Annotated in this window: 8 protein-coding genes and 1 pseudogene; 4 read left to right on the top strand and 5 right to left on the bottom strand. The window is 69.7% G+C overall.

Translation table 11 applies throughout. The annotated features are described in order from the left end of the window. Window positions 1-78 precede the first annotated feature (78 nt). Together lysA and IEY68_RS05845 are read left to right on the top strand one after the other, a co-directional pair. Window positions 79-1,422, top strand: a complete 1,344-nt coding sequence (lysA, locus tag IEY68_RS05850) for a diaminopimelate decarboxylase (RefSeq protein ID WP_062997094.1) — start codon at window positions 79-81, stop codon at window positions 1,420-1,422. 398 nt (window positions 1,423-1,820) lie between these two features. After that, complete coding sequence (locus IEY68_RS05845; protein ID WP_062997096.1) at window positions 1,821-2,636, top strand: DUF2382 domain-containing protein; 816 nt, start codon at window positions 1,821-1,823, stop codon at window positions 2,634-2,636. A 188-nt stretch (window positions 2,637-2,824) separates the two neighbouring features. On the opposite strand, the pseudogene IEY68_RS05840 reads toward IEY68_RS05845, so the two are convergent. Next, window positions 2,825-3,031 (bottom strand): annotated as a pseudogene (locus tag IEY68_RS05840) (response regulator transcription factor); the annotation flags it as partial. Between the two features lie 98 nt (window positions 3,032-3,129). Next, window positions 3,130-7,734, bottom strand: a complete 4,605-nt coding sequence (locus tag IEY68_RS05835) for a cation-translocating P-type ATPase (protein WP_189094074.1) — start codon at window positions 7,732-7,734, stop codon at window positions 3,130-3,132. Window positions 7,735-8,069: 335 nt separating this feature from the next. Here IEY68_RS05835 and IEY68_RS05830 point away from each other — a divergent pair, with 335 nt between their 5' ends. Next, window positions 8,070-9,596, top strand: a complete 1,527-nt coding sequence (locus IEY68_RS05830; RefSeq protein WP_189094073.1) for an SDR family oxidoreductase — start codon at window positions 8,070-8,072, stop codon at window positions 9,594-9,596. Window positions 9,597-9,679: 83 nt separating this feature from the next. Next, window positions 9,680-10,750 (top strand): DNA glycosylase AlkZ-like family protein, encoded by a 1,071-nt coding sequence (locus IEY68_RS05825; RefSeq protein ID WP_062997102.1) that lies wholly within the window; start codon window positions 9,680-9,682, stop codon window positions 10,748-10,750. A 32-nt stretch (window positions 10,751-10,782) separates the two neighbouring features. Here the strand turns inward: IEY68_RS05825 and IEY68_RS35980 are convergent, their stop codons facing one another. The 3 genes from IEY68_RS35980 to IEY68_RS05815 form a co-directional block, all read right to left on the bottom strand. Then, entirely contained in the window at window positions 10,783-11,034 is a 252-nt protein-coding gene (locus IEY68_RS35980) for a S1 RNA-binding domain-containing protein (protein ID WP_229718633.1), read from the bottom strand. A 3-nt stretch (window positions 11,035-11,037) separates the two neighbouring features. Next, window positions 11,038-11,862, bottom strand: a complete 825-nt coding sequence (locus IEY68_RS05820; protein WP_229718632.1) for a S1 RNA-binding domain-containing protein — start codon at window positions 11,860-11,862, stop codon at window positions 11,038-11,040. Window positions 11,863-11,990: 128 nt separating this feature from the next. Further along, window positions 11,991-12,158: a helix-turn-helix domain-containing protein gene (locus IEY68_RS05815; protein WP_189094072.1), complete on the bottom strand. Its 168-nt coding sequence runs from the start codon at window positions 12,156-12,158 to the stop codon at window positions 11,991-11,993. Between the last annotated feature and the right edge of the window lie 164 nt (window positions 12,159-12,322).

Below are 12,322 nucleotides of genomic sequence, written 5' to 3'. Positions count from 1 at the left end.
GCTCCGGTGGACCCGCGGACGAGTAGTCCTGATATCGGCCCCGCATACCGAACGGCGGGGGCACACCAGGAGCGCATCGTGACACTGCTCGATATGATCCCGTCGCTGCAACCGGCGATGCTGCCCAGGCTGAGCCCGGCGATCTGGCCGCGCGGCACCGAGTACGACGGTGCGGGACGGATCACCCTCGGCGGGGTGGCGCTCACCGATATCGCCGACCGTTTCGGGACACCCACCTACGTGCTGGACGAAGCCGAGATCCGGGCCCGCTGCCGGGCCTACCGCAAGACCTTCCCGCAAGCCCGCGTCTACTACGCTGGTAAAGCACTGATGATCCGGGCCGTCGCGGACTGGGTGATCGCCGAGGGCCTGTCGATCGATGTCTGCTCCGGCGGCGAGCTCGAGGTGGCGTTGTCCGCCGGAGTGGACCCGAAGCGGCTGATCATGCACGGAGCCGGAAGATCCTGCGATGAACTGACGGCCGCCGTCCGCGCCGGGGCCGGCCGGATCGTGCTGGACTCGCTCACCGATATCGCGCTGCTCGCCGCGTCGCCGTCGCGACCGCAACCGGTACTGCTGCGCCTTTCACCCGGTATCGATGTGCACGGGCATCCCGCGGTGCGTACCGGCGTCCTGGATCAGAAATTCGGCTTTCCGATCGGCAGCGAGACTGCGGCCGAAGCGGTACGCAGGGTGCTGGCCCGGCCCGATCTCGAACTGGTGGGATTGCACTGCCACCTCGGTTCCCAGATCCACGACCCGGATCACTACGGGGAGGCGATCCGGCGGCTGGTCGGGGAGATGGCCTGGATCCGGCGCGAACATCATCACCTGCTCACCGAGTTGGACCTGGGTGGCGGTCACGCGGTCGCCTATCGTCCCGGGGACGCCGAACTGAACCTGACCGAACTCGCCGATATCGTCGAGGACGCGCTCGACGCTGCCTGCGCCCGGCACCGGTTCCCCCGTCCGGCGATCGCGATGGAGCCCGGACGGGCCGTTGTCGCGCGGGCCGGAGTCACGGTGTATCGGGTCATGTCGATCAAACAGATCGCGGGCGGCACCACCTACGTCACCGTCGACGGCGGGATGAACGACAACCTGCGGGTGGCGCTGTACGGCGCGCAATACGAGCCGGTGGTGGCCAACCGCCGCCCGCACGGGCCATGGATGACCGCGACCGTGGCGGGGCGGTACTGCGAATCGGGTGACGTGCTGGCCCGTGACGTGCGGTTACCGGCGGACCTCCATCCCGGTGACGTGCTGGCGGTGCCGTGTACGGGCGCCTACCACCACAGTCTCTCGGCCTCCTACAACTGTGTCGGCCGGCCCCCGGTCGTCGCCGTCCGGGACGGATGCGCGCGTGAACTGGTCCGCCGGGAGACGACAGCCGACTTATTGGCCCGCGATATCGGTCGGTGAGCCGATTCGCGGGGCAGCGGTCCGGTTGTATTGCTGACATCGGGGTCCGCGCGAGTTTCCAAGGCTTCGAACGGGGGCGGCGGTCGGGACGCGGGACCCTCAGCTGCGTATTTTCGCGATACCCTCCGGCGCGCCTGTTTGACCCACCCCGCTCCGGGTATTTGCCGGTATGTAGCTGCCGGATTCCCCGCGCGGAAGCCGGACCCGCTACCAGGTAGGTGCAGCGCGCCGCGCCCGACCGATCCGTAGCGCCGGGAGCGACGAGCACGCCGAGCGGCAACGTCGTCGGTCGAGGTCCGCTCAGTATCCGGCCACGAGCCGGAGACCGGCCGGGCCGGTCGCGACCGCGCAACTCGGTTCGCCGGCCACGTAACGGACGAGAATCGAGGAAGAAAGCCATGGCTCAACATGTGGAAGACCTGATCGGCGACGCAGTCTACGACCAGGGCGGCGCCAAGATCGGGAAGGTCAAACGGGTCTACGTCGACAACGCGTCCGGCGCACCGACGTGGGCATCGGTCAGCACGGGTCTGTTCAGCGAAGACTCCCTCGTGCCGCTCGCCGGCGCCCAGTTGCGGCAGGATCCGGCCGAATTGCAGGTGCGGGTGCGCAAGGAGGCGGTGAAAACCGCGCCACATCTGGCGCACGACGGCCTGATCACCCAAGATTCCGAGAACGACCTGTTCGTCCACTATGGTGTCGATCCCAACAGGGCCGGTTGGGAAGACTACGGCCGGCACGCCGGGCCGCCCACCCGCGGTGACGCCCGGACCACCGGCACGGCGGGGGTCACCGGAACGGCGGCCCCCAGACCCACCGCACCCGATATGCCCGAGACACGCCGGCCGGACTTCCTCGTGCGGTCGGAGGAACGCCTCAACATCGGCACCCGTCAGGAGGTATCCGGGCACGCACGGTTACACAAGTACGTGGTCAGCGAGGAACAGACGATCACCGTGCCGACCAGCCACGAGGAAGTACATATCGAGCGCGAGCCGATCGCCGACACCTCGGCCCTGCCCGCCGACTTCGGCGAACAGGAACAGGAAGTCACACTGCACCAGGACCGGGTGACCGTCGAAAAGGAGATGGTCCCGGTCGAACGGGTCCGGCTGGTCATCGATCAGGTCGATGAGGACCAGACGATCACCGAAACGGTCCGTAAGGAGCGGATCGAGATCGAGGGAATGGACCGCGAGGACAAGCTCCGTTGAGCATCGTCGCTCGCTGAATGTCCACGCCGGTGGGCTCGGGCCCGGCCCCGGCCCACCGGCGATCTCGGTATCGGAACCAACCGGCCCGGTGGGTACGACTCTTCCGTGAGAGTTCCTACTCCGTCTCCGGGTAGGCACCGAAGCGCCGGGACCGGGACCCGGCAGGCCGGTACGACTCGCCGACCGGATCAGCCCTTCAACCGCAGCACCGCCGATACCCGCCGGTGGTGGGTATCCGACGGCGGCAGGTCGAGTTTGGTGAAGATATTGCCGATATGTTTCTCCACGGCCCGCTCGGAGACGGTCAGCGCCGCCGCGATCGCCTGGTTGGTCAGTCCCTGGGCCATCGACTCGAGCACCTCGCGCTCGCGGGGCGTGAGCCGGGCCAGCGGGTCGTGGTGCCGGGGACGCACCCATTGTGATCGATGTTCACGGGGTCGAACAGCAGCCACGGCACGCGACCGGACTCCGCGAAACCGGTTGTTCCGGAATCTCAGGCGTACTGCGGCGTTCCCGGCCGGTCCGGCGACTCGTCCGACTCACCGGAAACCGTATCCGCAGTGGCTTGCCCGTTCTGCTCCACCCCGGGCAGCAGCCGCGGCAGCACCGTCGCTCCAGCGGTCGCCGCCATCGCCGAGGTGTTCGCGATCGTCCAGCCGACCGGCCCCAGCGGAGTGCAGCCGAAATACGTTCCCAGACCGGGCGTCATGACCACGACGCCCAGCACCGCGCCACTGGCCGCGGTGGTGAGCCAGACGAGGGGACTGCGGTAGCCCGCGACGAGGGTCTGACCGAGCTGGGTGCCGATCAGTGCCACCAGACCGATGGTGTCGGCGCGGCGCTGGGTGCCGGTGTACCGGCCGGCCATCCAGGCCACAGATGCGCCGGTGGCCGTGGCGACCCCGCGAACGCCGATGGTGCGCAGCAGATCGGCGCCCAGGCGGGCCGGCGGGATATCGCCGAGCTGCCGGGCGCGCTGCTCGACCCACTTCGGATCGTTCTGTGGGTCCGGCGTCTCCTGATCACCGGCCAGGGCCAGGGCCAGGGCGGGGAACATATCGGTCAACAGGTTCACCAGCAGGAATTGGCGGGTCCTGAGCGGGGCGCGCCCGCCGACCGCGGTGCCGAACAGGGTGAACGCGACTTCACCCGCATTACCGCCCACCAGCACAGCGACCGCGTCGGCGACCCGCTGCCACATACTGCGGCCTTCGACCAGTGCGTGCAGCAGCGCCCGCGGATCCGGTTCGGTGAGTACCAGATCGGCGGCATTGCGCGCGGCGGCCGAACCGTGTGCCGCGATTCCGATCCCGATATCGGCGGTACGGATCGCCGCTGCGTCATTGCTCCCGTCGCCGGTCATCCCCACCACGTGCCCGGTCCGCCGCAGCGCGGCCACGATGCGCACCTTCTGTTCGGGGTCGACGCGGGCGAAAACGGTACTGCGTTCGATGAGTTCGGTTTGCGCAGTGTCGTCGAGTTCGTCCAGATCGGTGCCGGTGGTGACGGTCTCGACCGTGATGCCCAGCTGACGGGCCACGGCGGCCGCTGTCACCGGATGGTCACCGGTGATCATCCGGACCCCGACTCCGTTGTCCTCCAGCGCACGGACCAGATAGGGCGTCTGCGGCCGGGGCGTATCGGCGATCCCCAGAAACCCGAGCAGGGTCAGACCCTCCACCACGTCCTCGACATCGTCGGGCGGATCGGCGAGGTCGCGCCGAGCCACCACCAGCACGCGCAGACCTTGTTCCGCGAGCTCGTGGACCATCGCGTCGGCCCGCTCGCGCTGCCGGCCGGTGAACGATCGATCCGCGGTACCGCTGGACCCGCCACGGATCCGTGTGCACCGCGGCAGTACCACCTCGGGTGCGCCCTTGACCACCAGGCGTAGTTTGTGCGCGGTGCGGCCGAACGCTGCCGCGTAGCCCCGGTTCGATTCGAACGGGATCTCGTCGATCGGGTCCCATCGGTGCGCGTCGGCACCCAGGATCTCGGCGGCCGCGTCGAGAACTGCCCGGTCCGTGGCATGCAGGACCGGTCCGTTGTCCGGATCGGGGCAGGCGCGCGCCGCGGCCCGCAGCAGCCGCCGGGCGGCGTCGTTCGTAATGCCGGGTTCCCACTGGTCATCCAGATCGGCGAGCGCGGTCAGCCGCAGCCGGCCCTCGGTGAGTGTGCCGGTCTTGTCGAAGCACAGGGTGTCCACGCGGCCCAGGGCCTCGACCGCGCGGTTGGCGCGGACCAGCACGCCGTAGCGGGACAGCCGGCGCGCTGCGGCCAGTTGCGCCACTGTGGCGACCAGGGGCAGCCCCTCGGGTACCGCGGCCACCGCGACACCCACTCCGTCGGCGATCGCCGCCCGCAGGGTCCGGCCGCGCAGCGCACCGAGCGCGGTGACGATCGCGCCGCCGGTCAGGGTGAGTGGAAGCGCACGATCGGTCAGGGCCCGCAACTGTGCCTGCACTCCGCCTTTCTCCGGCGGTACCGCGCCAGCGGTCGCGCGCCCGGCCTGGGTATCGGCGCCGACCGCGACGACCACGGCCACCGCCGACCCGCTCACCACAGTCGTACCCTCGAACACCAGGCAGGCGCGGTCGCCCAGGGAAGCGCCCGGGGTGGCCTCCACTTGTTTGGGCACCGTCACCGACTCACCGGTGAGACCGGACTCGTCCATCTCCAGATCGTCGGCCCGCAACAGGCGCGCATCGGCGGGCACCACCTCACCCGCGCGCACGACGAGCACATCTCCGACCCGCAGACTGTCGGCGGGCAGCTCGGCAGCGGCAGGGGCGTCGGTATCGACGTCGGCGCGGTCGATCACCGACCCGGACAACCGCTCACCCTCGATGAGGTCGAACAGCTCGTTCTCGGCGGCCTGACGCTGCCGTGCGGAGATCATCGCGTTGACCGCCAGCACCGAGGACAGCAATATCGCATCGGAGGGGGAGCCCAGAATCGCGGTCGCCGCCGCTCCGACACCGAGGATCGGAGTCAGCGGGTCGGCCAGTTCCCGGCGCATATGCCCGAGGAAATCGGTCAGGGATGTCACCCGGGCCGCCACCGCGCCGCGTGACACCGGCTCGCCGGTCTCCCGTTCCTGCGGCGGCACCGGTTCGGGCAGCCGGGTCAGAACCTCGTCCGGCTCCAGCGCGTGCCAGGGCAGCAGGGGTGCGTGCCCGGCCGACGGCTGCGCCCGGACGGCGCGCGCCCCCGCCATCGCACCGTTGAACAGACCGGCGAAGTTCGCGGCGATCATCGGCGCGGTCCGCGAGCGAGCGGCGGGTGCGGCCGCGAGCAGCAGGCCGGTGAGACTGCACGCCGAGAGGGCGAGGGTCCGGCCGCGTTCACTGACCTGCCGGGCGGGCCCCACCACGCTGAGCATGCGCTGGACCTGGCCGAGATCGCGACACAGCAGATCGGCCGACCAGGGCACGTGGATCCCGCCGCCCTCGCAGCCGACGATGCCCACGGCCACGTCGGCGTGGTCGAGCGCCTTGTGGGCGCGGGTGGCGAGGACCGCCACCACATGCCCCTGTTCCTGGAGACGGTGGACACGGTCGCTGAGCGAGCCCCGGGCCGAAACGAATTCGTCGGCGAGACTGCGTAGTTCGCCCGCGTCCCGATGCGCGGCCAATACGATGCGCAGACCCGCTCGCCGTGCCGTGCCGAGCAGATCGTGGGCGCGTGGATCGAGTTCCCGCCCCACCAGCACCCGGCCCAGGACCCGGTCGTCGTCGCGTAGTTCGCGCCAGACCGGGCGGGCGGTGGCTCCCCGGTCGGCCGCGCCGGAGTTCGGGTGCACCAGCCGCAGCGAATCTCCCGGTTCCGTTCCGTCGCCGGACTCCCAGAGCAGCCGTTGCGCAGTACTCCAGATCCGCGCGGCCTGCCAGTCCGCCTCCGTGGTCTCCACCTCGAGCACGACCCGCCCGGACGTGGCCAGCGCTTCGCCGTCGACAACGAGTGCGGTGAGCCGGTCCAGCCGCCGCCACGCCGCCGGATGCAGGGTGAGCACACCCGCGCCGGCCAGCGCTGTCGATACGGTCGCGGCGAAGACCTCACGACCGGCGCGCGCCGCCTTCGGGGCGCCGAGCATCAGCGCGTCCGGGACGTCACCGATGCGACCCAGCCCGGCCAGGGTCGCCGCGCCCGCCAGCGACGCTGCCGCCATCTCGTCGGCGACTCGTTCCACCGGGCCGCGCGGCAGATCGGCGGGCCGGGTGTACGGCGGCAGCGGATCGGCGACCCCGAAATGCTCGGCGTCGACGATATCGGTCTCCCATTCCTGCCACTGCGCCCGCCGGGACAGGGCTTCGGTGAGGACGAATCCGCGCTGGACGGCGTCGGCCAGCAGATTCGTCACGCCACCGGCCGCGCCCTCACCCAGAGCCGCGCCCGCGGCATTGGCGATGGCCAGCAGGAGGTCGGCACGGGCACCACCCAGACGTTCCTCCAGGTGTGCGCGCAGCCGGGGCTGCGCATCGGTGAATGCCGCCACCGCGCGCACACTGCGCATCAGGCCGCGAAGCGGCGGTACCGCGCCCGCGGCCGAGACCGCGATCGCACAGATATCGCCGGCCACTTCGATCGCCGCCGCCAGCACCGGTTCCCGATCGGCCGGGAATTCGGCCGCGCGACTCCACCCGGTATCGTCGACGTCGGATTCGTGTTCGACCTCTTCGACGGCCGCCAGCAGTTTCTCCAGATCCGCCCCGCTGGACAGCGCGGTGACGATTCGCCCGGTGACCGCGTTGACCCGCCACCATTCCACCCCGCGTAGCCGTTCGAGATGCTGGTCGAGCGAACGGGTCACCGCTGAACCCTGGCCGTTGTCCAGGCCGCGTACCTCGATCGTCGCCAGATCCTCGGTCACCGCGATCCGGCGTTGAGCGCGCCGGTCGCGCGGATCGATCAGCGCGGTCAGATCGTCGCGCAGGCTGGTCGAGTGGTCCGAGTCGAAAGTCGACAGCCCCGATGTGACTGTCGTGGCCACTTTCTCCGCGGCCCGCCACGGTGCCTCGACCATCCGGGCTCCGGTGTCGACGGCACGGCTCGCTCCGGAGCGCACAGCTGTGGTCACAGTGGCGACGGGGGCGGTCAACAATCGAGGAGACAGCATGCTTCGCGCAGAGGGGACCATAGGGGGCGCCTACCCGGCACCGGCGCGAGCAAACGCCACCGCGGGGTGTTCCTGCCGCTCGGGCGGCTGTTGCGGGCCCGTCGCACCGGGTCCGTATCGACTGCGCGACGGTGTGCCGGTGCGGCGGTGTCGGGCCGCCGGGATGCGGGTGCCGGGGACTAGCCTGCAGGGTGTGTGGTGGACAGGGTCCGCACAGTCGGCGGGGCACGGCGCCGGTGCCGGATCACCGGCGGTGGCGCCGAGTACCCAGCGGCAATTCTGATCCAGACCGCGAGCAACCTCGACCGAGGAGTTCCATGCGTTGTGTGGTGTTCGGGGCGACCGGTTATCTCGGCGGGCGCCTGGTACCGGAACTCCTGCGGGCCGGTCACACCGTCCGGGTCCTCGCGCGGACACCGGGCAAGCTCGCCGATACACCATGGCATGACCGGGTGGAGATAGTACGCGGCGATGTGACGGTCGCCGACGAGGTCCGGGCGGCATTGCAGGACCAAGAGGTCCTGTACTACCTGGTGCATTCGCTGACCCGTTCGGATTTCGACACCGTGGACCGGGACGCCGCGACCATTGTCGCCCGGGAGGCCGCGTCGGCCGGGCTCGACCGCATCGTCTATCTCGGGGGTATCGCGCCGGCCGGACAGGAACTGTCCCGGCATCTGTCCTCGCGTGCGGAGGTCGGCCGGATACTGCTCGGCGGTACCGTTCCCGCCCTGGTGTTCCAGGCGGCCGTGGTGATCGGATCGGGTTCGGCGAGTTTCGAGATGCTGCGCTATCTCACCGAACGATTACCCGCGATGGTGACCCCGCGCTGGGTGCGCGCCCGGATCCAGCCGATCGCCGTCCGCGATGTGCTGTACTACCTGACCCGCGCCGCGGAACTGCCGCCCGCGGTCCGCGGTGCTTTCGATATCGGCGGACCCGACGTTCTCACCTACGAGCAGATGATGCGGGTGTATGCGGAGGTGGCCGGTCTGCCGCGACGGGTGATCGTGCCGGTCCCGGTACTGACACCGTGGCTGTCGGCGCAGTGGGTGAATCTGGTGACTCCGGTACCCCGGGCGATTGCCGTTCCCTTGATGGAGTCGCTGGTCAACGACGTCGTGTGTGGTGAGCACGAGATCGCCGCACATATCCCCGACCCCGGGGAAGGGCTCACCGGGGTCCGGCGCGCGGTGGAGTTGGCGTTGACCAGGATCCGGGATCTGGATGTGCCCACCCGATGGTCGGATGCCGGACCCGCACCCGCCGACCCCCTGCCCACCGACCCTGAATGGTCGGGCGGATCCCTCTACCAGGACGTGCGGGAACGTCCGACCACCGCCGACCCGGCCGCGTTGTGGACGGTGATCGAGGCGATCGGCGGCGAGAACGGCTGGTACTCCTTCCCGCTGGCATGGTCGCTGCGCGGCTGGCTGGACCGGCTCGCCGGCGGCGCCGGCCTGCGCCGGGGCCGCCGTGATCCGCACCGGCTACACGAGGGTGAGGCGCTGGACTGGTGGCGGGTGGAGCGGATCGAACGGCCCGCCCTGTTGCGTCTGCGCGCGGAGATGCGGGTTCCGGGACGGGCCTGGCTCGAACTGGAGGCGCGACCCGGGAACGACGGCGCCGGTGCGATCTACCGGCAGCGCGCGGTGTTCGAGCCGCACGGCCTGGCCGGACATCTGTACTGGAAGTCGATCGCACCGTTCCACGCGCTGATATTCGGTGGGATGACCCGCAACATCACCGGTGCCGCCGAGACGGCGGCCGGCAGTCTCGGTGGTGGCCCCACGCGCACCGGCCCGTGGGGGCGCCTACACCGTCCGGGCCGGACATCGCGCTGAATCCTGGCTGATCACAGGCGATTTCGGGCCCGCTCGCCCGGCCGGCGCATCCGGTGTCGGAGGTCGCCGTTACCCTCGCCCCTATGTCACTGGCATGGTTGCGCTCCAACGCCGTCGCCTGGGCACTGCCACGCAGCCCGGGTTCGCTCGCCGAAGCCCTGGCCGAGCTGGAGTTCGTCCAGGCCGACCCCATCCGATCGCCGGCCCGGGCGCAGGATCTCATCCTGCGGCACCGGGTCCGCGGATACCGGGCCGGGGATCTCGAGCGCGATTACCGTGCACTCGGTATCGATGAGGACCTCCTCTACGCCTACGGCTACACCGTCAGCCGACTGCGCCCCTACCTGCATCCCCGCCACCACCCCCGCGGCACCGACGGCGAGTTCCCGCACGATACGCGCTCCGCGGAGGTGCTGGACTTCGTGCGCGAACGTGGTATCGCGCATCCGCGCGACCTGCAGGCGCATTTCGGGCACCGCGGTGTGGTCAACGCGTGGGGCGGAACATCCTCGGCGACCACGGTCGCACTCGAGGAACTGCATCGATACGGATTGCTACGGGTGGCCGACCGGGTCTCCGGCATCAGGCGATACGAGATCGCGAACCTCCCGGAGGTTGTGCTGGGCCCCGATGAGCGCAGGCGCGCCCTGGCACTGCGGGTAGCTCGGACCCTGGCCCCCGCAACGGAATCGACGCTCGCCGCGACGGTCAACCGTGTCGTCCGTTCCATCGGCGGGGCGACCGGTTCGGCGACGATCCGCGAGCTGCTCGCCACAGGTGAACTGGCCGCCGAGACCGTCGACGGCGTGCGCTATCTCTGGCCGGCCGATCTGGTCCCCACCGATCGCCCGCCGCAGACACGGGTCCGGTTCCTGGCCCCGTTCGACCCCCTCGTCTGGGATCGGAAACGTTTCGGCCTGCTCTGGGGCTGGGACTACCGTTTCGAGGCCTACACCCCGGTCGCCCAGCGGGTCCGCGGCTACTACGCGATGCCCATGCTGTGGCGCGATCGCGTGATCGGCTGGGCCAATTGTGCGGGACCGGGCGGCCCGGTCGAGGTGGGTTATGTGGGCGGTTCCCCGAAAAGCCGTGCCTTCGCGGTCGCCCTCGACACGGAGATCCAACGGTTGCAGACTTTCCTCGGCCCGTCCTGATCGACAGGCGGCGGAAGTGGAGGTTGCTGTCGTCAGCCGGCGGCAATGGCCTGTTTGCGTGACAGGGTGATTCGGCGGCGTTTCGGGTCGACGTCGATGATCTTCACGCGGAGATCGTCGCCGACCTGGACGATGTCTTCGGGCTTGTCCACCTGTCCTGCGGCTAGTTCGGTGTTGTGCACCAGTCCTTCGAAGCCGTCTCGGCGGTCCTCGATACGGACGAACGCGCCGAACGGCACAAGCTTGGTGACGCGGCCGCGGACGATCTGGCCGACCTGCTGCACGATCTACGGCATCGGATCCTCTTGCAGCGCCTCGAGTGACAGAGTCACGCGTTCGCGCACCATGTCCACGTCGAGGATCTGCGCGGTGATCTCCTCGCCGACGGCGAGGATCGCCGAGGGGTGGTCGACGGGTCGCCAGGACAGTTCGGGAATGTTGATCATCGCGGTGAAGCTGCCGATGTCGACGAATGTCACCCCGAAGCCGGTGATCGCGCTGACGGTGCCGTTGATGATCTGGCCTCGGTGCAGGGTCTTCAACAACGCCCAGTTGTCATCGCTGGGGGTCGGTTCGGTCCTCCACCGGGCTCGCAGGATGCCATCGCTGTCGGGCAGGACGGCGGTGAACAGGGGGTGGCGTTCGTCGACGTACAGGGAAAGCGCGGTTGCGGCACGTGCGCCGGCGACCCGCGCTGCCAGTTCACCGAACTGGGTCTCGTCGGCGATGGTGCTGGTGATCTGTCCGCGTTCGTCCTCCCAGACGAGTTCGATCGAGCCTTCGTCGGGGAGGGCGGCGAGGATCTCGACGACGTCGGTGGACAGGTCCGGCCAGACGGTGAGTAGAGAACGAGGGGTGAGTCCGGCACGTACCGCATCCATAGTGTCGCTGGTGAGGCGATGCCAGCGAGACGCGTTCCCTCGAAGCAGTTCCAGGCCGATGGCCACCGGCACCTGCGCGCCGTCGTGGAAACCGGTGAGGTCGGGCGGGAAGAGCCCGGCCAGACCGTGGCCTTCGATAGTCGGCTCCAGGCCGAAGTGGGCGCCGACGCTGATCTGCGGTTCCCTGATGGTCAGCTGGTGGACGCCGGAGTCTGCGGCGAAGGCGGCCACCGCCTGCAGGTAGGCGGCTTCGACCGGTCCGTGGTCGCTATACCGGTTCCTCGGCGCCGGTATAGCTGCCGTGCTCGTCGCGGTCGGCGGGGTCGTACTTAATGACCCGGTAGGTGTAGGGCAGCACGTCACTGCCCTGCCCGGGTAGATGAGGACACCGTGGTCTTCCGGCGTTCCAGGACCCGGTAGACCATCGCCCGGCTGACGGAGAACAGTTCGGCGAGGCCGACGATGGTGTGCTCGCCGGACTGGTGCTGCTGCAGCATGCGAACGTAGCCGATGAGGGTTGGGGTCACGCGGGAAGCGTACGACGTGCAGACGAAGGTCCTCCCGTGTCCGTTGGACATTCGGCCGCGGGAGTGGACGCCCGCCACGCCGGAACAGGCCGAGCCGCTGCTGCCCGGGGCGCCGCGCCGATCAGCGTGCGAGGGCGGTTCGGTTTGTCACCTGGGGCTGCGGG

Source organism: Nocardia jinanensis (genome assembly GCF_014645735.1).
Taxonomy (GTDB): Bacteria; Actinomycetota; Actinomycetes; order Mycobacteriales; family Mycobacteriaceae; genus Nocardia; species Nocardia jinanensis.
The sequence above is the reverse complement of the archived record's forward strand: the minus strand, read 5'-3'. Positions and strand labels throughout refer to the sequence as shown.

Excerpts from the sequence above, each read along its gene's own strand:
- IEY68_RS05845 (WP_062997096.1), top strand. The coding sequence starts at position 1,821 with ATGGCTCAACATGTGGAAGACCTGATCGGCGACGCAGTCTACGACCAG.
- IEY68_RS05830 (WP_189094073.1), top strand. The coding sequence starts at position 8,070 with ATGCGTTGTGTGGTGTTCGGGGCGACCGGTTATCTCGGCGGGCGCCTG.
- IEY68_RS05825 (WP_062997102.1), top strand. The coding sequence starts at position 9,680 with ATGTCACTGGCATGGTTGCGCTCCAACGCCGTCGCCTGGGCACTGCCA.